General features: G+C 66.6%; 30 protein-coding genes and 3 pseudogenes. 22 read left to right on the top strand and 11 right to left on the bottom strand.

The window, feature by feature from the left end:
* Window positions 1-96 precede the first annotated feature (96 nt).
* The 3 genes from QA600_RS07740 (at window position 97) to QA600_RS07730 (ending at window position 2,319) form a co-directional block, all read left to right on the top strand.
* On the top strand, window positions 97-1,026 hold the full coding sequence (locus QA600_RS07740; protein ID WP_278291366.1) for a sulfide-dependent adenosine diphosphate thiazole synthase: 930 nt from the start codon (window positions 97-99) through the stop codon (window positions 1,024-1,026).
* 72 nt (window positions 1,027-1,098) lie between these two features.
* Window positions 1,099-1,365 carry a hypothetical protein gene (locus tag QA600_RS07735; protein ID WP_278291365.1) on the top strand — a complete coding sequence of 89 codons (267 nt, stop codon included), beginning with the start codon at window positions 1,099-1,101 and terminating at the stop codon, window positions 1,363-1,365.
* A gap of 51 nt (window positions 1,366-1,416) precedes the next feature.
* Window positions 1,417-2,319, top strand: coding sequence for an NAD(P)-dependent oxidoreductase (locus QA600_RS07730; RefSeq protein WP_278291364.1), 903 nt, complete (start codon window positions 1,417-1,419; stop codon window positions 2,317-2,319).
* A gap of 30 nt (window positions 2,320-2,349) precedes the next feature.
* On the opposite strand, the gene QA600_RS07725 is transcribed toward QA600_RS07730, so the two are convergent.
* Window positions 2,350-2,643: a hypothetical protein gene (locus tag QA600_RS07725; RefSeq protein ID WP_278291363.1), complete on the bottom strand. Its 294-nt coding sequence runs from the start codon at window positions 2,641-2,643 to the stop codon at window positions 2,350-2,352.
* Window positions 2,644-2,734: 91 nt separating this feature from the next.
* Between QA600_RS07725 and QA600_RS07720 the strand changes: the two genes are divergently transcribed.
* Window positions 2,735-3,502 (top strand): DUF6775 family putative metallopeptidase, encoded by a 768-nt coding sequence (locus QA600_RS07720; RefSeq protein WP_278291362.1) that lies wholly within the window; start codon window positions 2,735-2,737, stop codon window positions 3,500-3,502.
* Between the two features lie 4 nt (window positions 3,503-3,506).
* Here the strand turns inward: QA600_RS07720 and QA600_RS07715 are convergent, their stop codons facing one another.
* Window positions 3,507-6,575 carry a PAS domain-containing protein gene (locus QA600_RS07715; RefSeq protein ID WP_278291361.1) on the bottom strand — a complete coding sequence of 1,023 codons (3,069 nt, stop codon included), beginning with the start codon at window positions 6,573-6,575 and terminating at the stop codon, window positions 3,507-3,509.
* Between the two features lie 237 nt (window positions 6,576-6,812).
* Between QA600_RS07715 and QA600_RS07710 the strand changes: the two genes are divergently transcribed.
* Window positions 6,813-7,223, top strand: a complete 411-nt coding sequence (locus QA600_RS07710) for a thioesterase family protein (RefSeq protein WP_278291360.1) — start codon at window positions 6,813-6,815, stop codon at window positions 7,221-7,223.
* Here the strand turns inward: QA600_RS07710 and QA600_RS07705 are convergent.
* From QA600_RS07705 to QA600_RS07695, 3 genes are read right to left on the bottom strand one after another with little or no spacing between them, the layout of a single operon-like run.
* Window positions 7,220-7,903 (bottom strand): class I SAM-dependent methyltransferase, encoded by a 684-nt coding sequence (locus tag QA600_RS07705; protein WP_278291359.1) that lies wholly within the window; start codon window positions 7,901-7,903, stop codon window positions 7,220-7,222. The genes QA600_RS07710 and QA600_RS07705 overlap by 4 nt on opposite strands.
* A 1-nt stretch (window position 7,904) precedes the next feature.
* Complete coding sequence (locus QA600_RS07700; RefSeq protein ID WP_278291358.1) at window positions 7,905-8,804, bottom strand: thiamine-phosphate synthase family protein; 900 nt, start codon at window positions 8,802-8,804, stop codon at window positions 7,905-7,907.
* A 51-nt stretch (window positions 8,805-8,855) separates the two neighbouring features.
* Window positions 8,856-9,281, bottom strand: a complete 426-nt coding sequence (locus QA600_RS07695) for a universal stress protein (protein WP_278291357.1) — start codon at window positions 9,279-9,281, stop codon at window positions 8,856-8,858.
* Between the two features lie 80 nt (window positions 9,282-9,361).
* Here QA600_RS07695 and QA600_RS07690 point away from each other — a divergent pair, with 80 nt between their 5' ends.
* Entirely contained in the window at window positions 9,362-9,715 is a 354-nt protein-coding gene (locus QA600_RS07690; RefSeq protein ID WP_005553784.1) for a hypothetical protein, read from the top strand.
* Here QA600_RS07690 and QA600_RS07685 read toward each other — a convergent pair.
* The 4 genes and pseudogenes from QA600_RS07685 to QA600_RS07670 all read right to left on the bottom strand — a co-directional run.
* Window positions 9,712-9,963 (bottom strand): annotated as a pseudogene (locus tag QA600_RS07685) (dCTP deaminase); the annotation flags it as partial. The gene QA600_RS07690 and the pseudogene QA600_RS07685 overlap by 4 nt on opposite strands.
* Window positions 9,964-10,002: 39 nt before the next feature.
* Window positions 10,003-11,418: pseudogene (locus QA600_RS07680) on the bottom strand (LAGLIDADG family homing endonuclease); the annotation flags it as partial.
* Window positions 11,407-11,760: pseudogene (gene dcd / locus QA600_RS07675) on the bottom strand (dCTP deaminase); the annotation flags it as partial. The pseudogenes QA600_RS07680 and dcd, both read right to left, overlap by 12 nt.
* A 63-nt stretch (window positions 11,761-11,823) precedes the next feature.
* Complete coding sequence (locus QA600_RS07670; protein ID WP_278291356.1) at window positions 11,824-12,393, bottom strand: YIP1 family protein; 570 nt, start codon at window positions 12,391-12,393, stop codon at window positions 11,824-11,826.
* 90 nt (window positions 12,394-12,483) lie between these two features.
* Between QA600_RS07670 and pth2 the strand changes: the two genes are divergently transcribed.
* The 11 genes from pth2 (at window position 12,484) to QA600_RS07615 (ending at window position 18,496) form a co-directional block, all read left to right on the top strand.
* Window positions 12,484-12,822, top strand: coding sequence for a peptidyl-tRNA hydrolase Pth2 (gene pth2, locus QA600_RS07665; RefSeq protein WP_278291355.1), 339 nt, complete (start codon window positions 12,484-12,486; stop codon window positions 12,820-12,822).
* Window positions 12,823-12,880: 58 nt separating this feature from the next.
* Entirely contained in the window at window positions 12,881-13,552 is a 672-nt protein-coding gene (locus QA600_RS07660; RefSeq protein WP_278291354.1) for an alpha/beta fold hydrolase, read from the top strand.
* Window positions 13,553-13,628: 76 nt separating this feature from the next.
* A complete protein-coding gene (locus QA600_RS07655; RefSeq protein ID WP_278291353.1) occupies window positions 13,629-13,757 on the top strand; it encodes a hypothetical protein in 129 nt (42 codons plus the stop codon).
* 82 nt (window positions 13,758-13,839) lie between these two features.
* Complete coding sequence (truD, locus tag QA600_RS07650; RefSeq protein ID WP_278291352.1) at window positions 13,840-15,210, top strand: tRNA pseudouridine(13) synthase TruD; 1,371 nt, start codon at window positions 13,840-13,842, stop codon at window positions 15,208-15,210.
* 81 nt (window positions 15,211-15,291) lie between these two features.
* Complete coding sequence (locus tag QA600_RS07645) at window positions 15,292-15,720, top strand: zinc ribbon domain-containing protein (RefSeq protein WP_278291351.1); 429 nt, start codon at window positions 15,292-15,294, stop codon at window positions 15,718-15,720.
* 48 nt (window positions 15,721-15,768) lie between these two features.
* Complete coding sequence (locus QA600_RS07640) at window positions 15,769-16,503, top strand: DUF2103 domain-containing protein (RefSeq protein ID WP_278291350.1); 735 nt, start codon at window positions 15,769-15,771, stop codon at window positions 16,501-16,503.
* A 513-nt stretch (window positions 16,504-17,016) separates the two neighbouring features.
* Complete coding sequence (locus QA600_RS07635; protein ID WP_278291349.1) at window positions 17,017-17,223, top strand: hypothetical protein; 207 nt, start codon at window positions 17,017-17,019, stop codon at window positions 17,221-17,223.
* 48 nt (window positions 17,224-17,271) lie between these two features.
* The gene (locus QA600_RS07630) at window positions 17,272-17,529 is read left to right on the top strand and encodes a hypothetical protein (protein ID WP_005553799.1); all 258 of its coding nucleotides are present in this window, start codon (window positions 17,272-17,274) and stop codon (window positions 17,527-17,529) included.
* Window positions 17,530-17,549: 20 nt separating this feature from the next.
* Entirely contained in the window at window positions 17,550-17,684 is a 135-nt protein-coding gene (locus QA600_RS07625; RefSeq protein WP_005553800.1) for a DNA-directed RNA polymerase subunit P, read from the top strand.
* Window positions 17,685-17,689: 5 nt separating this feature from the next.
* Window positions 17,690-17,962: a KEOPS complex subunit Pcc1 gene (locus tag QA600_RS07620; protein WP_278291348.1), complete on the top strand. Its 273-nt coding sequence runs from the start codon at window positions 17,690-17,692 to the stop codon at window positions 17,960-17,962.
* 48 nt (window positions 17,963-18,010) lie between these two features.
* Window positions 18,011-18,496, top strand: coding sequence for a DUF2243 domain-containing protein (locus tag QA600_RS07615; RefSeq protein WP_278291347.1), 486 nt, complete (start codon window positions 18,011-18,013; stop codon window positions 18,494-18,496).
* Window positions 18,497-18,502: 6 nt separating this feature from the next.
* On the opposite strand, the gene QA600_RS07610 is transcribed toward QA600_RS07615, so the two are convergent.
* Entirely contained in the window at window positions 18,503-19,675 is a 1,173-nt protein-coding gene (locus tag QA600_RS07610) for an iron transporter (RefSeq protein ID WP_278291346.1), read from the bottom strand.
* Window positions 19,676-19,797: 122 nt separating this feature from the next.
* Here QA600_RS07610 and QA600_RS07605 point away from each other — a divergent pair, with 122 nt between their 5' ends.
* From QA600_RS07605 to metG, 5 genes are all read left to right on the top strand, one after another.
* Window positions 19,798-20,199 (top strand): prefoldin subunit beta, encoded by a 402-nt coding sequence (locus QA600_RS07605; protein WP_005553807.1) that lies wholly within the window; start codon window positions 19,798-19,800, stop codon window positions 20,197-20,199.
* Window positions 20,200-20,448, top strand: a complete 249-nt coding sequence (locus QA600_RS07600) for a DUF3194 domain-containing protein (protein ID WP_278291345.1) — start codon at window positions 20,200-20,202, stop codon at window positions 20,446-20,448.
* A gap of 269 nt (window positions 20,449-20,717) precedes the next feature.
* On the top strand, window positions 20,718-22,031 hold the full coding sequence (hflX, locus tag QA600_RS07595; RefSeq protein WP_278291344.1) for a GTPase HflX: 1,314 nt from the start codon (window positions 20,718-20,720) through the stop codon (window positions 22,029-22,031).
* Between the two features lie 70 nt (window positions 22,032-22,101).
* On the top strand, window positions 22,102-22,431 hold the full coding sequence (locus tag QA600_RS07590) for a hypothetical protein (protein WP_278291343.1): 330 nt from the start codon (window positions 22,102-22,104) through the stop codon (window positions 22,429-22,431).
* A gap of 49 nt (window positions 22,432-22,480) precedes the next feature.
* Window positions 22,481-24,574, top strand: coding sequence for a methionine--tRNA ligase (metG, locus tag QA600_RS07585; RefSeq protein WP_278291342.1), 2,094 nt, complete (start codon window positions 22,481-22,483; stop codon window positions 24,572-24,574).
* Between the two features lie 508 nt (window positions 24,575-25,082).
* Here the strand turns inward: metG and QA600_RS07580 are convergent.
* Window positions 25,083-25,370: a GYD domain-containing protein gene (locus QA600_RS07580; RefSeq protein WP_278291341.1), complete on the bottom strand. Its 288-nt coding sequence runs from the start codon at window positions 25,368-25,370 to the stop codon at window positions 25,083-25,085.
* Window positions 25,371-25,475: the final 105 nt, after the last annotated feature.

Genomic DNA, 25,475 nt, shown 5'->3' with positions numbered 1-25,475 from the left:
TCGTTTGCAGCCGCGGGTCTTGAGGGTACGGATTCGAGTTAGCGATCCGATGTATCGCGACACACTTTTCACTACCCACTGTTACCACCTAGTTGTATGAGCGAGTTCGATCAGTTCAGCGACGTCGGTGAAGCGGACGTAACACGGGCAATCGGCCAGGAGTGGACCGAGGAGTTCATGGACTTCTCGGACTCGGACGTCATCATCGTCGGCGGCGGCCCCTCGGGGCTGACCGCGGCCAAGGAGCTCTCCGAGCGCGGCGTGAAAACGATGGTCGTCGAGAAGAACAACTACCTCGGCGGCGGGTTCTGGCTCGGCGGCTTCCTGATGAACAAGGTGACGGTGCGTGACCCCGCACAGAACATCCTCGAGGAGCTCGAGGTCTCCTACAAGCAGTCGGCCGACAGCGAGGGGCTGTACGTCGCGAACGGCCCCGAGGCCTGTTCGGGGCTGATCAAGGCCGCCTGTGACGCGGGCGCGAAGATGCAGAACATGACCGAGTTCACGGACATCGTCATCCGCGAGGACCACAAGGTCTCGGGGATCGTGATGAACTGGACACCGGTCCACGCTCTTCCTCGGGAGATCACCTGCGTCGATCCGATCGCCGTCGAGGCCGACCTCGTCATCGACGCGACGGGCCACGACGCGATGGCGGTCAAGAAACTCGACGAGCGCGGCGTCCTCGACGCGCCGGGTATCGGCGACGCCGAGGCCAGTGCCACGGGAATGGACCAGACCGACGACGACAGCTACGGCGCCCCCGGCCACGACTCGCCCGGCCACGACTCGATGTGGGTCGGCAAGAGCGAGGACGCCGTCGTCGAACACACCGGTCTCGTCCACGACGGCCTGATCGCAACGGGAATGGCGACCGCGACGACCTACGGGCTGCCCCGCATGGGGCCGACGTTCGGCGCCATGCTCGTCTCGGGCAAGCGCGCCGCCCAGGAGGCACTCGACGAACTCGAGGTCGACGCCGACCCCGTCGACATCACGTCGCGTGCCGCACCAGCGGACGACTGACGTCGCGGTCGGCTCCCACCGCGGGTAACGATAATCACTGAATTGATACGACGTCCGGCTGTCGGCCGTCGTATGGACGACGACCGCAACGACGTAACCGCCCTCCGGATCGCCCTGCGACGCGAGCTACACCGATTTTTCAAACGGGTCGTCGGGCTGGTCGTCGCCACCGTCGGTATTCTGCTCGGTCTCGCCGCGATGCTCCTGCCGTTTATCGTGGGGTTCGGTAGTTCCGCTCTGTTCGGAGCGGGCATGCTCGTGGCTACCCTCTGTAGCTGGTGGATCCTCGGCGCAACCGGGAGCCCCGATTTCGAGGACCTGACGGACGACCTCGAGTGATCGATCGCCGAAACCCACACTGTTTTCGTCGGCCCGCCGCAGCCTCCGGACATGAAACTCGTCGTCACCGGTGCGACCGGCGGGATCGGAAGCTGGATCGTCGAGGGTCTCGCGAGCGCGGGCCACGAGGTGCTCGGCGTCGACCTCGAGCGTCCGCCCGGCGAGCGCGAGAACGCCACGTTTCTCGCGGGGGATCTGACGGATCAGGGCGTCGCCAGGGAGCTGATCCGCGATCCCGATCCCGACGCCGTCGTTCACTGCGCCGGAGTCCCCGCGATGGGAATCCGCGCTGGCGGTGAGACCTTCGAGACGAACGTTGTGAGTACCTACCACGTTCTCGAGGCCGCCGGACTGGCGGGCGCGGAGGTGGTCTGGACCTCGAGCGAGAGCACCTACGGGATGCCCTTTGCGGCGACTCCATCCCTGCCCGACTATCTGCCGATCGACGAGGCCCACCCGCAGCGCCCCGAGGACCCCTACGGCACCTCGAAGCTCGTCGGCGAGCTGATCGCCGAGCGAACGGTCCGGGCGTTCGACGTTTCGGTGACCTCGCTGCGCCCCGCGTGGGTGAGCTATCCCGGCAGTCAGCAACTGGCCCGCGTGAGGGAGGCGTTCGACCCCGAAACGGTCGAACCCGGGGATCAGGGAAGCGGTAACTTCTGGTCGTACGTCGACGTCCGCGATCTGGTCTCGCTGGTCGAGGCCGCGCTCACTGCCGATATCGAGGGCCACGAGGCCTACCTCGCGGTCGCGGCGGAGAACTACCTCGGTCGACCCACGGCGGCGACGATCGAGGACGTCTACGGCGATCTGCCCGAGGACTGTACGCTCGAGGGCGAGGATGCGGCGTTTGCGACGGCGAAAGCCCGCGAGGAACTCGGCTGGGAACCGGAGCACACCTGGCGGGAGACCGAAACGGAGGAGGCGGTAGAGCCGTCGTTTCTGGACGGCTGACGCGAGTGCGAGTTCGAGCGCTCGAGACGGCTACCGGAAGCCGAACCGTCCGGTTCGCCGCTCGTCGTCGACCGCGTCGCGGTCGTCGGTTTCAGCGGGCGGTCGCTCGTCATCGTAGGTATCGACGTGGTGGACCGCGCTCGGCGAGAGCAAGCGGTTGCCCTCGAGTTCGAGCCAGCCGTTGGCGTGGACGACGAGCGGCCCCTCGTAGAGGGGGTCCTCGGCGTCGGCCTCGTCGTAGACGACGGCGTCGTGATACGCCTGCGTCGGGGGGTTCATCTCGTCGGTGAGAATCGACTCGTTCGAAAACGGTGGCGGAAACATATATACAGAACTGAACGAATGGCGACGGCATAAATCGGTCGGCAACCGCGAGACCGTAACTGATTCACCCAGTGGTACGACTAGGTAATACATGGTCGAGCAGATCCTGTGTTATCGGGCGCCGACGACGGTCGCCGACGCGGAGGGAATCGCAGATTGGCTCGAGCCTCGCGTCGAGGCGACGGTTTCGGTCCGGGATCGGTTCCTCGAGGTTCACCGGACAGACGACCTCGGCGAGCGGTTCGCCGAGGCGCGGGTTCCCTCGCCGTACGACCGCGAGACCGGGAACACCATGCTGGGGACGATCCGCTACGAGGAACGCGCCCTCGAGCACCCGGAACGCGAGGGGGGCGTGCTCTACGACGGTCGGCAGGTCCAGCGGGCGTTGAACAGCGCGCTCCCGACCGCGGAGCGCGGACTCGAGACGCTACACGTTGCTGTCCTCGACCGGGCGATCGGCACCTGGGGCGACCACGACGGGCGCTGGCACAAGCGCGTGAACGTCCTCGGCCAGCCGGCGCTGCTCTCGGTGCCGGGGCTCTACGAGGCGCCCGCCAAGCCCGAAGAGTACTACAAGGAAAAGCAGCGTCACTCGCTGCTCTCTGGTGACACACCGCCCCGGGAAGTGCTCGAGAACCGCGTCGAGGGCGACTTCCTGATCGAGGACGACCCGCGGACGACCGACGCGCTGAAGGGGTACGCCCTGCAGGCGTACCACTACCTCGAGACCGGCGAGGCCTTCTGTGACCGCGAGGGGTGTCGGCTGTTCAACGCCCACTACCACGAGGACCTGATCGCGGCCCAGCTCCGCGAACCCGAGTTCTGTTCCGAACACGCGTCGCGATACGAGCCCGCGTGATGGGTTACCGATCGCGCGCGTCCGAAAGGGTCACCGAGAACGTCGATCCCTTCCCGGGTTCGGAGTCGACGGTGATCTCCCCGCCGTGGCGCTCGACGATCCGTTCACACAGCGCGAGCCCGATCCCGGTTCCGTCGTGTTCGCCCTGGCTGTGGAGCCGGTGGAACACCTCGAAGACTCGTTCCTGTTCCTCCGGCGGGATACCGATCCCGTCGTCGCGGACGGCGATCGTCCACTCGTCGCCCCGCCGATCCGCGTCGACGCGGACTCGCGGCGGATCGTCGCCGCTGTAGGTGATCGCGTTCTCGAGCAGGTTCTGAAACACCTGCCGAAGCTGGTCTCCGTCACCCTCGACCCGCGGCAGCGGCTCGATGGTGATCTCGGCGTCGCTCTCCTCGATCCGCAACTGCAGATCCGCGAGTACGTCCTCGAGGACGGCTTCGAGATCGACGGGAGCCAGCGGCTCTCCACGCGCTTCGACCCGGGAATACTGGAGCAGCCCCTCGATCATCGCTCGCATCCGTTCGGCGCCGTCGACCGCGTATGCGAGGAACTCCTGACCGTCGTCGTCGAGGGCCTCGGCGTACCGGCTCTCGATCAGCTGCAGGTAGCTCGCGACCATCCGCAGCGGCTCCTGGAGGTCGTGGCTGGCGGCGTAGGCGAACTGCTCTAAGCGCTCGTTCGATTCCTCGAGCCTGCGCCGGTACTCCCTGCGCTCGGTGACGTCGGTCTGCGTGAGCACGCCGCGAACGATCTCGCCGTCCTCGTCTCTGATTGGCATCCCGTGGATCATTACCGTGCGTCGCTCGCCGTCGACCGTTTCGATTTCGACGACGTCCGGATCGAGAATCGTTTCGCCCTCGAGGACGCGGCTCATCGGCCACTCCTCGGGCTCGATCGGCTCACCGGTGTCGAGCCACCAGCCGTCGTAGCGCTCGTAGTCGCCGACGGTTTCGGCGTCGAAGACGTCGCCGCCCCAGAGCTCGGCCGCGGCGTCGTTGGCCTCGACCAAGCGGCCGTCAGCCTCCGCGACCACGACGCCGACCGGGAGGAGTTCGAACAGCGTCTCGAGCTGTGTTCGCTGTTTTTCGGCCTCGAGTTCGGCTTGCTTTCGGTCGGTGATGTCGGTGAGTGCACCGGGGAACGTTTCGGGGACGCCCTGTTCGTCGGACTCGACGTGGCCGCGGGCGATCACCCACCGCAGATCGTCGTCGGCGTTCCAGACGCGGTACTCGGCCTCGTACTCGCCGCAGGTCTCGACCGCCTCCTCGATTCTCCTCTCCACACGGTCGCGATCGGCCGCGTGGATCGACGAGAGCAGTCGTTCGAGCGGAACGCCCTCGCGGGCGGCCTCGGGTTCGACGCCGAACGTTCGGGCGAAGGACGCACCGGTAACGAACCGATCCTCCTGAATCTGCCACTCCCAGGTGCCGACCGCGCCGGCCTCGGTTGCCGCCTCGAGCTGCGCCTTGGCGTCGCGCAGGTACCGCTCGCGTTCCTTCCGGTCGGTGATGTCCTGGGCCATCGTCATCCCCGCGGAGACGTCGCCGCCGTCGTCGGTCACCGGGACCGCGTGGACGATCCAGTCCCGGCCGGCGTACTCGAGTTCGACGGATCGTACCGTTCCGTCGAGCGCATCCCGGAACGCGGGCTCGAGCGTAGCGGCGACCGACTCGGGCCAGATCTCGCGCACTCGACGTCCCTCGAGATCGGCCGGCTCGAGGTCGAGTTCCTCGAAAGCCTGGCCCGCTGCCAGCAGGTACTCGAGATCGTGATCGAACAGGGTGACGACCCCGTTCGGGAAGTGCTCGACGAGCGCGCGGTAGCGTTGCTCCGATTCCTCGAGTCTGCGCTGAGCCTCGGCCCGTTCGGTGATGTCCTGTGACAGCCCCATGGCGGCGACGACGTCGCCGCCGTCGTCGCGAACCGGCACGAAATGAAACCGGTAGACCTCGTCGCCGATACTCGTCTCGAACGTGCTGGTCTCGCCCTCGAGGGCATCCTCGTACCGCGGGGCGACGATCGTTTCCAGCTCCGTCGGCAACACCTCTCGGACCGGTTCCCCCTCGATCTCGGTTCTCGTTACGTCGGCCGTTCCCTCCGGTGCCCCGCCGAAAGAAACGTACCGAAGCTCCCTGTCGACGAGCGCAACGGCTCCGTTCGGGAAGTGCTCGACGAGGGTCCGGTAGCGTCGTCGCGTCTCCTCGAGTGCCTGTTTCTCCACCTTCCGGTCGGTTATATCTCGGAAGTACACCGAGAGGCCGGTCTCCGAGGGGTACGCCCGGACTTCGAACCAGCTGTCCAGCGGCTCGGGGTAGTACTCCTCGAACGCGATCGTCTCCTCGTCGGCCATCGCACGTTCGTAGAGCGGTTTAAACTCCCGAGAGCTCGCCTCCGGAAACGCCTCCCAGACGTTCGTCCCGATCAGCTCCCGATGGTCGGGATTGATCAGCTCGTGGGCGCGCTCGTTGAGGTAGGCGAACTCCCAATTTTCGTCCAGCGCGAAGAATCCGTCCGAGATACGGCCGTGAATCTCCTCGAGTTCCCGATAGGTGCGTTTGGTCTCGATCGCGGTCGCGAGGACGTCCGCGACGCGTTCGATGAAGTCGACGTCCTGTCGGGTAAACGCCCGTCTTTCCGTCGCGTGGGCTCCCAGCACACCCCACGGCTCCTCGGCGGAGCCGACGACGACGCTGGTCCCGCTGACGGCGCCGTCGACGAGCGATTCAGGCCCTGAAAACCGCTCGTCGCTCCGGAAGTCGTCGACGACGATCGGCTCCTCGGAACGCAGCGTGTAGTCCGCCTGGGATCCCGCCTCGACGGGGATCGCTCTCGAGTCGATCGACTCGTCGGGCCAGCCAACACTCTCTCTCAATGCGAGTGTGTCGTCGGGACGCAGCTCGAACAGCTCGACGCACTCGATCCCGAGCGTCTCGGCCACGGAAACCGACGCGTCGTGTAGCAACTGGTCGAGATCGTTACCTTCGAGCGCTCGCTGGGCAAGGTCGGCGATGACTTCCTGTTGTCGTATGCGGCGACGGAGCGTCGCGTCCGAGTCGGAAGTCGAATCCATGATGAGTTGTGTATCAGCGTGGTGCGTGTAAGGGCTTCTATCTGGGGGACGGTCTTCGTCGCCGGACGACCGGAGTCGGACGACGGCGTCCGGAATCGGAGTCTACAGGCGGAGCAGACCGAGTGCCTCGGGGTCGTACAGAAATCGAAGGTTTCCGTGATGACGAGAATCGGAGATTCTCGAACCACTTGACCCCGAGGCGGTTCACTTTTGTCCGAGCGCCCTGGAAAACGCACAATGAGTGAGAAGTTTACCATGGAGGTCCCGGTTCGGTTTCGCGATCTCGACCCGCTGAACCACGTCAACCACGCCGTCTACGCGAGCTACCTCGAGTCGGTCCGGATCGACTACATCGAAGAAGTGCTGGACCAGCGCCTGCGGGAGCTGTCGTTCGTGATCGCGAATCTCGAGCTCTCCTACCGACGGCCGATCGAGTACGGCGACGAGCCCGTCGTCGCCCTGTGGGTGACCGAGCTGGGCGAGACGAGCTGTACGATGGCCTACGAGATCCGGGTCGACGGCGAGGTCGCGGCGACCGCCGAGACCGTGATGGTCCACACCGACGGCGAGACCGGGAAACCGGCGCCGATCGACGAGGACGTCCGCGAACGGATCCGCGAGTACGAGGGGCTCGAAGCGTCGACCTAAGCCTCGCCGATCCGTCCGCCCGTCAGCCGAACGACCCCGAAGACGTGCGTTTCGTCGGCAACCGCCCGCGAGCGCTCCCGGAGCCGCGCGTGGGCCGCGTCGATCTTCGCGTCGAGTCGCAGGTGGGGCTCGTTCTCGTAGCGCAGCTTCGTCGTCGGCGGCGTCGAGAGGACGACGATCGCCCGGAAGACGGCGTTGACCGGCGGGGCGTACCACTCGTCGCTCCGGGCGGCGTTCGCGAGCACGACGTGACCCCCGGGTTCGACGAGATCGCACCAGTCGTCGACCGACCTGGCGGGGTCCTCGAGCATGCCGACGACGAACGTCGCGAGGACGGCGTCGACGTCCTCGTCGACGGGCGGTTGGGTCGCGTCGCCGCGAGCGACGTGGACGTTGTCGTACTCGGCCGTCAGATCGCGGGCTCGCTCGAGGATCGGTCCCGTGAAGTCGATCCCGACGATGGTTCCCTCGGGACCGACCTGCTCGCGCAGGTAGGGAAGGTTCGCGCCCGTCCCACAGCCCATTTCGACGACGGTGTCGCCGCGCTCGAGTCGGCAGGCGGCCGCGGCCCGTCGGCGTAGCGCGGGGATGCCGGGCGTTCGGCGCGCGATCAGGTCGTAGAGGCGCGCCCAGCGGCCGTAGAACTCCTGTGCGGTCTCGCCGCTCGTGCTCGCCGACATGTTAGAGGAGCCGTCGAACGCTGTCGGCGACCGACTCCGCATCGGGCCCGAGCACGTAGATCAGCGGTTCGATCCCCATCCCGCCGGTCTGGTAGAGCACTGTCGCGTCGGGCTGGTCGTCGATGGCCGCCCCGACGCTCTCGTCGACGTCACCCGACTCGTCGAACTCGGCGGTGACGTGGCCCTGGTCGGCGAGCTCCTCGAGGACGTCGGGATCGTAGGCGACGTTGATCGCCGCCGAGGCATCGGCACCGTGGCGACGCGCCGAGAGCAACACCGTCGCAACGTGCTCGGAGACGCCGAACTCGGGGCTCGTGGGCACCGTCGTCCGTCCCTTCACGTCGAAGATCCGGCCCGGGACGCCGGCGACGTCGTCGACGTCCTCGGCGTCGGGCGTGCAGGCGACGAGGTTCGAGCCGACCGCAGGGATCAGCGTCGCGAACCCGCTGGCGTTCTCGAGGAGCCGCAGCCCCCGCCGCAGCGAGGACAGCACCCGCTCGCTGGTCCGAAGCTCGCTCTCGGGATCGTGGATCCGAAAGCTCGTGCCGTGGTCGGCCAGCTCGGGGACGGCCTCCTCGTGGAGCTGGGCGAGCAGGTCGCTCCCGCTCTCGAGCTCGCGGATCAACACTTCGGTCTCGATCAGCGCCTGCACCGGCGCCATATCGCCGCTGGCGAGCCCCTCGCCGAGCTCGTCGACGAGGGCGGTGACGCGCTCGTCGTCGGCGATGCGGTCGTTGACCGTTACGTCCCCGTGGGCGTACTTCGAGACGGCGCTCTGGCTGATGCCGAGCACCGCCGCGACCTCGCTCTGCGTGAGTCCCCGCTCCCGGAGCTCGCCGGCGAGCAACGACCGGAACGTCGGCAGGAACTCGTCGACGACGATCTCTTCGACGAATTGCATTTCGTACGTGAGCAGACGCGCGCCGCGGAAATAACTCCTGGGTCCCGGCGGTCAGCGGACGATCGTCACCGGAACGGGTGCGCGCCGGGCGACGGTTTCTGCCACGCTGCCCAGCAGGATCCGCGAGACGCCGTCCCGACCGTGGCTGCCGAGGACCATGTGGTCGACCCCGTTGGCGGCCGCGTACTCGGTGATCGTTCGCGCAGGCGATCCCAGCTTCAGCTCCGTTCGGATCTCGCGGTCGTACTCCGCGGCCGTCTCCTCTGCCTCCTCGAGCACCGCCTTCCCCTGACCGCGGAGCCACGTCTCGATCTCGTCGTTGTAGATGTAGCCGTCCGTGTCGCCGTACCAGTAGCTCGAGGGGTTAATTACGTGCAACGCGGTGAGTTCCGCGTCCGGAAACGATTCGATGGCGTACTCGAGGGCGCGGTCGGATCGCGCCGATCGGTCGACGGGGACGAGGACACTCTCTCCCATGAGTATCGTAGCTGCCGAGCGTACAAATCGCCGCCGACGTCGCGGACGATTTATCCCGCTCTCGACGAAACCCTCTGCTGATGAGCGACCAATCCATCGGGCTCGTGATCGGCTCCGGCGTCGCGACGTTTTTCATCGTCAGCGTCGCCGTCGGCGAGCTCGCTCGCGAGCTGATCGGCGTGGGACTGCTCGTCGGCCTGCCCGTCGGCGCGCTGGCCGGCGCCATCGCCGTCGCGAGCGTCGCGACCGGGCTCGCCGAGTCGACCCCGCCACGCCAGCGCCGGCTGACCGGGGGGTTCGCCGGGTTCAGCATCGGCTTCGTGATCGGGACTGCGCTGTCGGCGTACCTGCTACACTTCGATCTCAGCTCGTCGGTCGCCGCGGGCGCGGCCGTCGGGATCGTCCTCGCAGTGCTGGTCTCCGATCGAGTCTAATCCTCTCGCTCGAGCTGGTCACCGCCGAACTCGTCGTCGCTCTGGATGCGCGAGGCCTGCGGACCGGCCTGATCCTGGTACTTCGAGCCCCGCTCGCTGCCGTAGGGTCGCTCCGCCTCCGTTTTCAGCTCGGTGAAGGTGAGCTGTGAGATCCGCATTCCGGGCGTGAGCGCGACTGGCGCGGTGCCGAGGTTCGACAGCTCGAGGGTGATCTGGCCGCGGTACCCGGGGTCGCAAAGCCCGGCTGTATTCGACAGGAACACCCCGCCCCGGCCGCCGAGGAAGTTTTCGATCGTCCGTCCGTTCGGCTGCACCTCGAGATCGTAGGTCGGCTCGACGCGATCGGTCTCCTCGACGGCTGCTACCTTCTCGAACCGGATTCCTCCCTCGAGGAGTTGCTCGAGCCGTTCGGTGTCCGCACCTTCGTCGGCGTAGACGTTGCAAAACCGACGCAGCGTCGATCGTTTGACCGAGCCGTACTCCTCGTTTTCGACGTTCGAAATGCTCGATTTCGAGGAATAGTCCATCTTCTCTGCGGCGTCGATCATACGGAGCCCCGCTTCCTCGCGGAGCGAACGGAGCAGTTCGCTTGGGACGGGAACGTACTGGCCCCGCTTGTGAGCGTCCGAAGCGAGATCGATCGCCCATTCGGTGCTGCTGTTGTGAACGTCGCTCGGTTCGATGTAGGTCTCACGTTCCCTGCTGTAGGTCGAACTCAACAGTCCCAGCCGACTCGCGAGATACAGCGTTCGGTCGGCGAGCGCTTCGTTTGCCGTGTACAGCGTGTCTCTCGTCTCGCGCTGACAGCCGTCTCCGTCAAGCATCCCCTCGAGCAGCGCCTCCAGCACCTCGTCGGACCAGTTCCACGCACGTTCCGGGACATTCTTTTGGCCACCCTCGCCCGCCAGCCGGCGGAACAGTTTCGCCCAAAGTGCCGAGCAGACGGTCAGCCGTTCGATGCCGTCATTTCGTTCCCGTCGGTAGATACTCGTCTCGTACTGCTCGAACCACGATTCGACGCGGTCGAGCAGCTCCGGGTCGGTGTTCGCGATCTGGACCTGCTTTCGGCGGACGGATCCCTCGGCGATGTAGAAGCCGAGGACCCACCCGAACTCGGGCGTGATCTCGAGGTGCCGGGGGAGCCGCGCGTCGCTTCGTTTGAACGCGACCTCGGCGTCCTCCGGCGTCTTCACGGATGAGACACAGGAGAGCGGGGCCGCGTTTCTCGACTCGTAGTGCCGGCGGGTCGTTCGTCCGATATCGTCGGTCCACCGAACGGCTCCTAACCCGTCGGCTGCATACGCGACGACCTCGTCGTCTCCCTCGAACAGCGTTACGAGGTCCAGTTCGGTCTCCGTTCCGCGCGGTCCGGGGAGCTGATCGGGAACCATCACGTGCGTTCCCTCGGCGTCCTCGCTCGGAATCCGGGTGACGCCGCCCCACTCGTCGATCGTGAACAGGTTGTGGTCCTTCGTAACGTGTACCTGTCGTCCGGACTCGAGCGTGACGCGGTAGATCCGTTTCGTCGGATTCGTGATGTAGTTCGTCACTGGGTGCGTGCTCACTCGAAGCGTCTTCGGATCGAACGCGACCGCGTGAGCCGGGCGCTCGTTTTCGACGATGTCGCCGATCTCGTAGAAGCCGTATCCGTCCTCCGGGGTCCACAGGAAGACCTCCTCGTCGGCGGGCAACGACGCGTGCACGACGACGGCAAGGCGGCCCAGTGAGGAGCGGCCCTCGACGTGAGCGATCAGGTCGGCCGGAATCTCGACGCGCTCGTGGGTCGTCCCCAGCACGAAGTCGCCCGGATGGAGGATGAAGTCGTCGCCGTCGTCGACGACGGTCTCGGTGACGTACTCGTCGACCTCGTGTTCGGCGTCGGGGTGGATACAGGAGATGTTCGTCCGCTGGAACTCGAGGAACTCCCGGCCCAAGCGGAGGTCGACGCTCGCGGGCTGGATCTGCAGTTCGGGATCGTCGAGGGGGTCGATCGCGAGGTCGCCCTCCTCGAGGCGCTTCAGAATATCGGCGTCGGAGAGGATCATACGCGACGAGTCGAACGGTGGGGGTGTAAACGGTTCGACTTGGGACCGGACTGACCCAACTGCTCAGACGAGGGTCGGGAAGACGAGCATGACCGCACAGACCCCGCCCGCCAGCAGGGCGGTCGCGGTGGCGCTCGAGCGCTCGAGGCCAAACCCGACCGCGAGCCCGCCGCGCCAGACGTACGCGGCCCAGCCGCAAGCCAGGAGCGCGAGAGGGGCAAACAGCCAGACGTTGGGGTCCGACGGAATCGCGCCTGGATCGACGCCGAGGGTCGCGAGCGCGGCGAGCGCGAGGTTGAAGACAGCCATCCCAGCCAGCAGGGGAACGAGCCCCCAGGCCGCAAGCGAGAGCGTCTCGGCCGGTTCGCCCTCGGCGCCGACAACGAGGACGAGCCCGTAGAGGACGACCGTCGGCACGACCCAGTACAGCAGCGTTGCCTCGAGCTGTTGGAGCGCGGAGAGCAGCGTCACGGGATCGCCAGCGAGGTCGCCGGCGAGCCACCAGCCGAGATCGACGGCGAGCGAGCCGAGCCAGTACGCGACGACGAGCCCGGCCGCACGCGGAAGGGAGAACGCGTCCGCTCGAGCGAAGTAGCCGTCGGGATCGACGAGCGGGGTCGATGGCTTCGTCACGGTTCGACCGTCAGAGTTACGGCACAAAACGGTTCGGATCGCGCCGGGACTTTCGCCGCGGCTATAGGGATCGGCCCCGTTCACTCGAGCATGAAACAGGCCATCGTCGCCCGCACCGACATCGGAATGGGACAGGGAAAGCTCGCCGCGCAGGTCGCCCATGCCTCGCTGTCGGCCTACGAGAAAGCCGACAAGCGAACCCGCGACCGCTGGAAGTCGGGCGGCCAGAAGAAGGTCGTCCTCAAAGGCGAAAGCGAACGGCAGCTCCACGAGCTCTCCGAAATCGCGGAGAGTCGCGGCCTTCCAAGCGCCGTGATCCGGGATGCGGGCCACACCCAGCTCGAGTCGGGCACCGTCACCGCGCTGGCGGTCGGGCCGGGTGACGAGGACGTCGTCGACCGCGTCACGGGCGAACTCTCGCTGTTCTAACTCGCTGTCCGCTTCGCCGGCTCGCAAACGTCTTTCGGCTGGCGGCCCTCGATCGAGTATGACTGGCGATCCACACGGCGGACAGCCGATCGAGCGGGCCGGTGCTGCTCTCGCCGACGCCTCGGCGGCGATGATCCTGATCCACGGCCGCGGCGCCCGGGCGCGAGGGATGCTCGGGCTCGCCGAGGAGATCGGTCGGGACGACGTCGCCTCCCTCGCCCCGCAGGCGGCGCGGGGAACCTGGTACCCGAACTCGTTTCTCGCCGAAATCGAGTCGAACCAGCCCCACCTCGAGTCGGCACTCGGGCTGCTCGAGGACGTCCTCGAGGAGGTGACGACCGACGACGACGACAGGAGCGTCCCCCTCGAGCGAACGGTGCTGCTCGGGTTCTCGCAGGGCGGCTGTCTCGCGACGGAGTACGCCGCCCGGAACCCCGACCGCTACGGCGGCGTCGTCGCGCTCAGCGGCGGCCTGATCGGCCCCGAGGAAACCCCTCGGGAGTACGAAGGGTCGATGGACGGGAGCCCGGTGTTCGTCGGCTGCGGCGATCAGGATCCGCACATCCCCGTCGAGCGCGTCGAGGAGACCGCCCGCGTCTTCGAGGCCCTCGAGGCCGACGTCGAGAAACGGATCTACGAGGGCGTCGGCCACACGGTGCTCGAGGACGAACTCGAGTACGTCCGGAGCCTCGTCGACGGCGTCGCCGAACGGCCAAACGGCGACAGTTAGTTTTCGTTCTATAATAGATAATCCAAAGTAATGTGATGTGCTGTTAATCACCACCGGTTCGGTACCTAAAGCGGAAATGAACGCTCGATGTCCGGAGTGCAGCGACGGGCTGGGAGAGCTGATCGGGAAGAACTACGGTAGCGGCGACGTGTCGGCGGACTTCGAGTGTCCCGGCTGTGGCCACGCGTGGGACGTGACGCTGTAGTCGACCACGCCACCGACGGTCGAATCCGCTGGCTCGAGAACGAACCGATTTACCCGCGGCGGCCGAACCGCCGGCAACGAGCATGCGCCCAGCCCACCCTACAGAGCAGGCCGTCGGGATCGATCACTACGTCAGCGACACCGACGGCGTCGGCGGCCGCCTCCGCGCCGCGGACGACCAGTTCCGGGTTCGCGAACTCGAGCGCTTCGACACCGAACCCCTCGAGTCCTCGACCGATGCCTACCCCCACCTCGTCTTTCGGGCGACGCTGCGGGGGTGGGACACGAACGACTTCGCCTCCCGAATTTCGGACGCCCTGGGGATCTCCCGCGAGCGCGTAAACTGGGCCGGCACGAAGGACAAGTACGCCGTGACCACGCAGCTGTTCTCGGTCTACGGCGCCGAGCCCGCGGACCTACCCGACGTCGACGGCGCCGACCTCGAGGTGCTGGGGCGGGCGGGACGGAACCTCGAGTTCGGCGACCTGGCGGGCAACGCCTTCGAGGTCGTCGTCGGCGACCCGGAGCGCCCGGAAAACGCCGAGGCGATCACCGACGAGCTGTGCGAGTTCGGCGGGCTCGAGGGCCCACGAGGCGACGGCGAAAGAGACGAAAACCGCGCGACGCCGATCGGCGTTCCGAACTTTTTCGGCCAACAGCGCTTCGGCAGCCGACGCCCGGTCACCCACAAGGTCGGTCTCGAGATCGTTCGCGGAAACTGGGAGGGGGCCGTGATGGCCTACCTGGGGAACCCGACCGACGCGGAGCCCGAGGGAACCCAGGAGGCACGGGCGTTCGTCCAGGAGACCAGAGACTGGCAGGAGGCGCTCGAGCGGATTCCCAACCGACTGCGCTACGAGCGCTCGATGTGTCACGCGCTGGCCGAGTGCGAGGACGAGCCGGGTCCCGAGGAGTTCCGGGCGGCCCTCGAGCGCGTCCCCTCGAACCTCCAGCGGCTGTTCGTCCACGCAGCCCAGTCGTACGCCTTCAACCGGATGCTGAGCGAGCGACTCGAGCGCGGGCTCCCGTTCGATCGACCCGTCGCGGGCGACGTCGTCTGCTTCTCGGACTCGGACGCTCCGGACGGCCTCGAGCTTCCCGACACCGACCGGCTCCAGCACGTCGACGAGCGACGGGTCGACTCCGTCACCCGCCACTGCGAGCGCGGCCGGGCGTTCGTCACAGCGCCACTGGTCGGCACCGACTCCGAACTGGCCGACGGCGAGCAGGGCGAGATCGAACGCAACGTGCTCGAGGAGCTGGGGCTCGAGCCCGGCGACTTCGACCTGCCGGGGGAGTTCCACTCGACGGGGACCCGTCGGGCGATCCTCGTCCGAACGGAACTGGGGCTCGAGCGCGGTCCGCTGACGCTCTCCTTTGCGCTGCCGAAGGGGTCGTACGCGACGGTCGTCGCCCGGGAGTACCTGAAGGTCGACCCCGTCGACCTGGGCTGACTCGTCTCGACGGCTTTCCCGTCGACGGGCCACGCTGAACGCGTCTGATAGGCTTTTGTCCGCTCGAGTCCTCCCTCGAGCATGCGAAGCGAACGCCTGCAGCGGGAGATCGACGACCTCGTGGCGCAGGGATGGAAAATCGAGGACGAGGGTCGGGACCGAGTCGTGATGGTCGACCGGGAGTTCGGCTCCGTCGCCTCCCACATCCTCGTCGCGATCCTGACGATCTGGTGGACGATGGGGATCGGAAACGTCCTCTGGGGGGCGTACAACTACATCTCCCGATCACGCCGGCAGGTGCTCTGGGAGGGACGAGAGCGCTGTCCGGACTGCGGCGCCGACGTCTCCGAGGACGCCGCGTACTGCCCCTCCTGTGGCACCGACGTCGAGACCGCGTCCGTCGACGGCTCCGGGCTCGCGTGTCCGAACTGCGAGGCCGTCGTCCTCGAGGGATCGCGGTACTGCCGGGCCTGCGGAACGAAACTCGCCGACGAGATGGGCTCGGCGTAGTCCGAGGAAAAACAGGGCCGTTTTACACCGCTCTCCCGAATCGCCACTATGGAGTGTCGCCACTGCGGCTCGGCCCTCGAGAAACCCGGTGACTTCTGTCTGGTCTGCCGGGCCGAGAACACCGAGGCGATCGTGCTCGAGGCGACCCGCGAGCGGGCGACGCTGACGATGCTGGCCGGCGAGGACGCCGACGATCCCGTCATCGCGGAGACGACGGTCACCACCACGCCCGAGGAGGGCGAGAACGGGGTCGTCGAACTGCGGAACTTCGCGGGGCTGCTCGCCGACGAGATCCGCCGCAAACGTCCCGAGGAGGTGTACGCCAGCGGGAGCCGGGAGGTGATCCGTGCCGTTCGACGCGAGGTCCACTACCCCTTCTATCGCGTCGACGGCGACGCCGAGGACCCCGTGGAGGCGACCCTCGAGCGCCGCGGGAACCGAGCCCTCGAGGTCGTCGAGACCCCGCCGGCCGAGAAGATCGGCGGCAGCCACTCGACGCTGATCGGCGGCCGCACCGGAATGCGCGCGATCCAGACCGTCGCGGGCCATCCCCACGTCAAGAAGGTAATTCCGGGCCCGATCGACGCGGGCGGGAAGGGCTCGCAGTCCGGGCTCCGAGCGAAAGTCACCCGCGCCGACGACGGCGGCAACGTCCGGATGCTCATCCGGGACGGCTCGAGCGTCCAGGAGAATCGCGTCGTCACGACAGCACCCAATCGGGAGCTGGGCGAGCGGATCCGGGACGACCTCAACGACGTGCTCGGCGACTCGGAGTTTCAGTGACAGTCATACAAGTTTTGCACTCCGTACATTGCGTGAAACTCGTGTTTAGTACGGGTGAACGACGTATCAGCTCGGTCTGATCATCCCTTCTGCAGTGGCGCGCGCTGTCGGCCGTCCGAACGTCAGTGAGGACGGGCGACGACACTGTGCGAGGGATGAGCAAGGGAGCGACGCGACCGAGCGAATCGGGTGGGGAGGACGTGGCGATTCCCTGTGCTCGTGCGAGCAGGACTGCTACTCGTCAGCATCAGCCCGAAAGCCCCTGGCCCCTTTCAGTCCCACCCAGCGGTGGATAGTCGGGGTTGCAGACTCGAGGCTGGACCTTCCATTCGCACTCTCTACATGGCGAACCGACCGCTTCGGACGCACAAACGAATCGAACGGTAAAATCGCACCACCAGCTACTAGTAACGAACCAGTCGGAAACGATCGTTTTCCTCACTCCGGAGAAGCGACAGGTGCTGCTGGTTGTCGGCCCCTTATCCGACCAGGCGTAATTAGATATAATTAGCCATGCTCGAGCGACCCGACGCGATCCTGGCTGCGATCCCGCTGCTCTCGGTGAGCGGTCTCGCCCTCCAGACGACGATCGCGGCGACGGGACTCGGGACCGGGCTGCTCGCCGCACCGTTGGCCCCGGCCGGTCCGGTCGCTGCGCTCGCGCTCGTCTTCCGCGAGCTGCTCGCCGGCCCCGTCGCCGAACGTGCCGCGGAGGAGTAGTCGCAACTCAACAGGTTTAAGAATCCAGTAGCGATAGATAGCGGTACTATGGGTAACCAAGAAGTCGGCAGCGCGGGCCGTTTTGGCGCACGCTACGGTCGCGTCGCTCGACGCCGCGTCAGCGAGATCGAAGACGACATGGAAAACGCCGAAGTCGACGGCGACAGCGTCACCCGCGTCGGCACCGGCATCTGGAAGAACGACGAGACCGGCGAGGTCTTCACCGGCGGCGCCTACCGGCCGGAGACTCCCGCAGGTCGCACCGTCCAGCGCTCGATTCGAGCCGCGCTGGCCGAAGACGAATAACGGTCTCTCACTCTCTACGCATGAGCTACAAGTGCTCCCGCTGTAAACGCGACGTTCAGCTCGACGAGTACGGCGGCGTTCGGTGTCCCTACTGTGGCCACCGCGTCCTCCTGAAGGAACGCAGCCGCGACGTCAAGGAAGTCAGCGTTCGGTAGCGTCCGTGTCCGCCCACGGCGCGACCCTCGACCTCGAGTACGACGACCCGGCTCGAGCCCGCCTCGTCGCCGAATCGGTCGCCCTCGAGGTCGGCGAGATCGACGACGACCGGTCGCAGACGACGATCGACCGCGAGGGATCGATCGTCTCGCTCGAGATCGAGGCCGCGGATCCGGTCGCGCTTCGCGCGGCGCTGAACACCTGGTTCTCGCTGGTCGACGTCGCCGAGCGAACCGCCGACGTCGGCGACCAGGTTCGGTCGCGTTCGGAAACGTAGCAGTCGTCGGCCGGCCGTTTTTCCCTGCGGTCCGCGAAGGACTGCGGTATGGTAACGGATTCGAGCACGGGGAGCCCTCGGCGCGTTCTGCTGGCCGGTGGAACCGTCGGCTTCGGCTTCGGTGCGATTATCGACGTCGTGATCTTCCATCTGACGCTGCAGACCCACCACCTGCTGTCGGGGATCTACGACCCCTACAGCCTCGACGGGATGCGGACGAACGTCATGTTCGACGGTCTCTTCTTGTTGTTGATGCTTGGCGTGATGGGCGTCGGTCTCGGGCTCACCTGGCGACTCGTCAACGGCACCGACGCCCGCTTCTCGACGCGGTACCTGATCGGCTCCGTCGTCGTCGGGGCGGGCGCCTTCAACGTCTTCGACGGCGTCGTCAGCCACTACGTGCTCGACCTGCACAACGTCGTTCACGGCACCGAAGCCTGGAACCCCCACTGGCTCGCGGTGAGCGTGCTCATGCTCGCCGTCGGGATCCTCCTGGTCCGCAGCGCGGACGGCCACCTCGCTCGAGCCGACTGATCGGTTCTACTCGAGGGCGATCCCCACCGTCGCTGGCTCGAGGTCGAAAAACGCCGTCTCGTACCCCTCGTGGCGCGAGAGCTGCGGCGTCGCGTCGACGACCACCGCCAGCTCGGCCGTCGACTCGAGGCGCTCCCGCTCGAGGGGAGCGCCGTAGTGGTGACCCAGCTCAGCGTCGAGTCGCTCCCCGAGCGGGGTTTTCTCGCCGAGCGATCCGTCCCGAACCGGAGCGACCGACAGCCCAGCAAACGGGATCAAAAACTGGTTGTACCGCGTGCGAGCGCTCACGACGACGGTGTCCTCGCCGGTCCCGTCCGACCCCCGCTCGAGGACGCCGACGCCGAACTCGAGATCCCCGCTGTGGGCGGTTCCGAACCACGTGTCGGTAGCCGTCTCGAGGTCAGCTTCCGCGTCGTAGTCGTCGTCGTGAGCGTCGTGATCGCCGTGGTCGTTCTCGGACTCGTGGTCGCTGTGGCTGTCGTGGTCATCCCGGTCGTTCTCCGCTTCCGACTCGTGGTCCCCGTGGCCGTGACCGTGTTCCATCGGCTCGACTGCCCCGCTCTCGCCACGCCCCTCGTCCTCGTCGATTAGCCGGCGATCGAGCGACTCGATCTCCGCGGCCGCGTACTCGAACTCGAGGTCGACGGTGCGGGCCGCGTCGAGCCGGTCGGCGAGAGTGCCGGAGACCTGGGCGCTCGTCGGTTCGATCCGAACGGTCGCGTTGTGGTGGCCGTCCTCGCCCAGCGGGACGTTGTCGCCGTAGTGAAATCCCATCCGCTGGGAGAGCATCGGCCACAGCGTTCGCTCGTCGATCCGTTCCTCGCGGCTGTTGATCGCCGTCGACACCGACGTCGGAACCGCGAGACCGGTCTCGGCGTCGGTGACCGTCGCCATCAGGTGGATGTCGTGGTGGTCCCGGACGTCCGCACGCGCCCGCTCGCCGTCGGCGACCGTCCAGAACGAGTGGGGTCGCGTTGCCGACAGCGAGACCTCGAGACCGTCGGCGGTCGCAGTGCCAAGCGGAAGCATCTCGTCGACCTTCGGCGGTACGTAGGCGCCCTCAGGTGGGTCGACGACCAGCTCCCGCCAGGCGTCCTCGCGCTCGAGCGTCTCGAGACAGCCCGCAAGCGAGAGCGCGCTCGAGAGGGCGCCGGCAGCGAGCAGGTCGCGTCGTCGCATCACCGGAGGGACGACCGCGAGGGGGATAGGTTTCGAGGTTGCACGCCCAACGGGCTCGGGCGCTCGCTTTCGTTCGAGCGACAAAGCTTGGCTTTATCAGTCCGGAGGGCGACGGTCGAGATATGCAAGGAAACCTGCCGCCGGAAGCACAGGAGAAGATCGAGCAGCTCCAGGGCCTTCAGGAGACCGCACAGGAAGTCGCCATGCAGAAACAGCAGGCCGAGACGAACCTCGAGGAGGCCGAGAGCGCCCTCGACGAGCTCGACAACATCGACGAGGAGACGACGATGTACCGCAACGTCGGCGAGCTGTTCGTCGAGACCGACTACGACACGGCCGAGGACGACCTCGAAGAGAAGGTCGACACCCTCGAGATCCGTCTCGAGACCTTAGAGAAGCAAGAAGAGCGCGTCCAGGAGCAGTTCGAGGACCTCCAGGGCGAGCTCGAGGAACTGCTCGGCGGCGCGGGCGGCGGCATGGGCGGCCCGGCAGGTCCGGGCGGTCCCGGTGCCGGCGGCGCGTAAATGTCGAGTGAGGAGCCGACCGACGAGGAGGTCGTCCAGACCGCGTCCGACGCGGCGGAGGGACTGATCTTCTCCCGGTACAAGCAATCCGAGGTTCGGGACTACGATGTGACGATCGTCTTCGAGGACGGCGTCCTCGAGGTCGACGTCTACCTGAACGCGCCCGAAGATGAGACCGACCCGGAGCAGGTCGCCGACGACGCCGCCCTCGCCGCGCGCGAGGCCGTCGACGAGCTGTTCGGGGAGTAAGGTATTCGGCTCGCTTTTCGCGACGAGTTCGATCGAAACGGCCGTACTCCCGAGAGGATATGTCACAGCTACCCACACTACCACAACCGATTAGTGGTATGCTCGGCAAATCCACGCCACAGCAGATGGAGATCGTTTTCGCTCGGTGAGTCGGGTTCGCCGCCGTCGTCGACGGTTCGGTCGACGGCGACGCAGCCCCCGGTCCCCGCTCGTTTCGCCCGGCACGGACTCGAGCCGGAGCCACGCAGTACTCGCAGCTACAGACGCTCATGTCACGATCAGCACCCACGCAGACCGCACGCACAGTTATCGCGAAACGATCGCCGAACGCCCCCGTCGAGACCGACGAGATCGAGGCGCTCGTCCGGGCCAACGGGGACGACGTCGTCGCGACCGTCACGCAGGTCGGGCCGAACGACTCCGGGACCTACCTCGGCAGCGGGAAGCTCGAGGAGCTCGCGGCCGTCGTCGAGGAGCGGGAAGCCGGCCGCGTCGTCGTCGACGGCGAGCTCACGCCCGACCAGCACCACACCATCGAGCAACGGATGCCCGAGGAGACGATCGTCGTCGATCGCTACCGGCTCGTCCTTGAGCTCTTCGAGAGCCAGGCCGGCACCCGGCGGGCCCAGCTCCAGGTCGAGCTGGCGCGCCTGCGCTACGACCTGCCGCGGGTGATCGCCGCGGCCGACGAGGGGATGTTGAACCAGCAGACCGAGAAGGGGTCCCGGATCTACGACGTCGAGGAGCGGATCGACCGCCTCGAGACGAAACTCGAGGAGCTGCCAGAGCCCGCCGAGCAGTTCCGGCAGCGGCGCCGCGAGGAGGGGTTCGATCTCGTCACCCTGGCGGGCTACACCAACGCCGGGAAGTCGACGCTGTTGCACCGCCTCGCCGACGAGATGAGTCTCGAGGATCGCGCCGAGGACGCTCCCGCGGACGGCGACGGAAAGGACGCCACCGCGGCGATCGAGGACCGGCTGTTCGAGACCCTCGAGACGACGACCCGGCGGGCGACCCTCGAGGGCCGGCCCGCGCTCGTCACCGACACGGTCGGGTTCGTCGACGACCTACCCCACGACCTTGTCGAGTCGTTCAGCTCGACGCTGTCGGAGGCGGCCGCGGCCGACGTCGTCGTCCTGGTCGTCGATGCGGGCGATCCCCTCGAGACGTTCCGCGAACGGCTGTCGGTGTCTCTCGAGGTGCTCGACGCACAGGCGGTCGACGAGGATCGGATCGTCCCCGTACTCAACAAGGCCGAGACGCTGTCCGACGAGGAACGCCGTCGGCGCTCCTCGGTAGCTGCGGATCTCGTTCCCGAGCCGGCGGCCGAGCCGATCCTCGCGAGCCTGCTCGAGGGGACGAACCTCGAGACCGTTCGCTCGGCGATTCGGGAGCGGTTCCCCGAGAAGCGGGCGACGCTTCGGCTGCCGAACACCGACGACGCGATGTCGCTGGTCTCGACTGCTTACGACCGCACGACCGTCGAGTCGGTCGACTACGAGGGTGAGACGGTCACGCTCACGTGTCGCGGTCGGCCGTCGGTGCTCGAGCGGCTGCAGGGTCGGGCCGAAAAGTTCGGGTAAGCGGGGCACGGCCGACCGTGGTTGAGAGCCGATCGATACCCGTTTGGCACGTCGCCGGAAGATAATCAGTATGGGCCTGGACCGGATCGATGCCGTCTCGATCGTCGGCGTCGGCGCGCTGATCGCGGCGTCGACCATCCTCGAGGGCGTCCTGGTGGCGGCCGCGCTCGGCGGCTTCGCGCTCTCGCTCTCGAGCTGGCGGCTGTACGGCGGGCGACCCTGGGAGGCACTGGCCTGGCTGGCGTGGGTGGTCACCGCCGTCTCGCTCGTCGTCCCCGTCGGTGGTGCGATGTCGACCGTCGTCTTCTTCGCGTCCCTGCTGGTTGGGCTCGGACTGCTGATCGGCGCTCGAGCCGGCCTGCTGCCGGAGGTCTGGGTCGTCGGCGACGCGACCGAGTGACCGAGCGGAAACCGGCGGCTTTTACGCCCGGCACCGACTCATGGCGAGTATGAGCACCGACGAGTTTCCAACTGATAGTCCCGCGATCGTGACCTGCGGGTTGCCGTACGCCAACGGCGACCTCCACATCGGTCACCTCCGCGGGTATATCGGCGCAGACGCCTTCAACCGCGCCCTCGAGACGCTGGGCCAGGAGACGGCCTACGTCTCCGGCTCGGACATGCACGGTACCCCGGTTGCGGTCAACGCCGAACAGGAGGGCGTCGATCCCGCGGAGTTCGCGCTGGACTGGCACGAGCAGTACGAGGAGACGTTCCCGAAGTTCAACGTCGACTTCGACAACTACGGCCACACCCACGACGAGACCAACACCGAACTCACCCAGGAGATCGTCCGCAGCTTAGACGAGGAGGGCTACGTCTACGAGAGGGAGATCCAGGTCGCCTACGACCCCGACGCCGACCAGTACCTGCCGGATCGCTACGTTCAGGGCACCTGTCCGTACTGCGGGGAGAAGGCCCGCGGCGACGAGTGCGACGAGGGCTGTCAGCGCCACCTCGAGCCCGGCGAGGTCGAGGATCCGAAAAGTACGATCACAGGGAACCCGGCCGAATACCGCCACCGGAGCCACAAGTTCTTCCGCGTCTCGGAGTTTTCGGACTACCTCACCGAGTTCCTGGACGGCCTCGAGGGGACCTCGAACGCCCGTAACCAGCCCCGCCAGTGGATCGAAGAGGGGCTCCAGGACTGGTGTCTCACGCGGGACATGGAGTGGGGGATCGACTATCCCGGATCCGAGGAAGAGGATATCGTCCTCTACGTCTGGGTCGACGCCCCAGTCGAGTACATCGCTTCGACGAAGCAGTACAGCGAGCGCGTCGGCACCGACGAGTACGACTGGGAGCGCGTCTGGAAAGACGACGGGGAGATCGTTCACGTCATCGGCCGGGACATCATCCAGCACCACACGATCTTCTGGCCCGCGATGCTCGAGGGCGCCGGCTACAACGCCCCGCGAGCCGTCGCGGCAACCGGCTTCATCACGATCAACGGGAAGGGGCTCTCGACGAGCCGTAACCGGGCGATCTGGGCCGAGGAGTACTTAGAGGAGGGCTTCCATCCCGACCTGCTGCGGTACTACCTGACGACTACCGGCGGCCTCCAGCAGGACGTCGACTTCTCCTGGGACGCCTTCCAGGAGAAGGTCAACGGCGAGTTAGTGGGAACGGTCGGCAACTTCTGGTACCGCTCGCTGCTGTTCGCCTACCGGAACTTCGAGGGCACTCCGGACGCGGACGTCTCCGAAGAGGTCGAAGAGCGAATCGAGGGCGCGATCGGCGAGGTCCGCGAGGCCGTCAACGACTACTCGCTGCGAGGCATCGGCCAGGCAGCGACTCGCCTGGCGCAGTTCGGCAACGAGTACATCCAGCGCAACGAGCCCTGGAATCTCACCGACGACGATCCCGAGCGCGCTCAGCAGGTCATCCGCGACTGCGTCCAGATCGCCAAGGCCATCGCCGTCCTGCTCGAGCCGATCACGCCCAACAAATCCCAGCTGCTGTGGGACCAGATCGGCGAGGAGGGCGAGATCGCGGACGCCGGTCTCGAGGCCGCCCTCGAGGCGCCACCTCGAAACTTCGCGGAGCCCGGCGAGCTGTTCGAGAAGATCGAGGACGACCGTGTCGACGAACTGAACGAGAAACTCGAGGAGCGCGTTGCTGCCGCGGGAGACGAGGAAACCGAAAGCGACGACACCGACGAGGACGAAACCGCAGACATGGCAGACGGAGACGAGGAGACGAGTGACCTCGAGCCCCTGCTCGAGGACCGCATCGGCTTCGAGGAGTTCCAGGACGTCGACATCCGCGTCGGCCGCATCGAGACGGCCGAGGGGATCGAGGGCGCCGACGACCTCGCCAAACTCGAGGTCGACATCGGCTTCGAGACCCGCCAGGTCGTCGCGGGGATCAAGCAGCTCCACGACCTCGAGGAACTCCCCGGTGAGAAGTGCATCCTGCTGGCGAACATGGAGCCCGCCGAGCTGTTCGGCGTCGAGTCGAACGGAATGGTCCTCGCCGCGGGCGAACAGGCCGACTTGCTGACGACCCACGGCGACGCCGAGGTCGGCGAGAAGGTTCGGTAGTCGTTCTCACGGTATTTGCTCGAGTCGGAGGCGTTCCGGAGGGGCGGTTTGGAGGGAGCCGTTACAAAGAACGTGCGTATGGACCGTCCGGCATTGTATCTGCAGCCTCAACCAACCACTGCCGGGTGGGACTGAAAGGGGCCAGGGGCTTTCGAGGTAGTGACGACGATAGCAGTCCTGCTGGCACGAACACAGGGGATCGCCACGCCCTCCCCAGCCGACTCGCTCACTCCCTTCGGTCGTTCGCTCATCCCTCGCACAGTGTCGTCGACGTCCTCACTGACGTTCGGTCGGTCGACAGCGCGCGCCACTGTCGGAGGGATGGTCCGACCGAGCTGATACGTCGTTCACCTGTGCGGAACGCGTCATCTTCTCGAGTAGCGATACTCGGGAGTCGATCGGATTCGACCCGAAACTGGAAGGAAGGCAAGAACGCACGCTGTAGTGTCAGTGTCAGTGCGAAACCGTAAGGACGCGTCCTCCCGAGTACCGGGAGAACCGCTCCGAGTCAGACCTCGTCGACGAGGTCGGCGAACTCGTCGGTATCCTTCAGCGCCATCGTCTGGGCGTCCAGCCCGTGGCGGTGCAGTGTCAGTGCGGCCTTGTACGCCGAGTCCTGGTCCGGGGCCTCGAAGATGACGAGAAAGTCGTGCTCGCCGAGCATCGCGTAGGAGTCCTCGAGCGTGGTGTCGTGTTCCTCGAACTCCGTTCGGATCTCGCCCCAGATCGATGCGAGCTCTTGCATGTTCTGGACGTCCCGGTCGGCAAGCTCCACGACGGACGCGAACGTTGGCATATACGAAGAGAGGCACGAACGTCGGAAAACCGTTCCCGTGGCACATGATGGGTCTGGAAGGAACTCGTGACCGAGTAAACCACGCAGCTTTTTGACGGTGCTCGC

Source organism: Natronococcus sp. A-GB1, assembly GCF_029688845.1.
GTDB lineage: Archaea > Halobacteriota > Halobacteria > Halobacteriales > Natrialbaceae > Natronococcus.
This window is presented reverse-complemented; position numbering and strand designations above follow the sequence as displayed.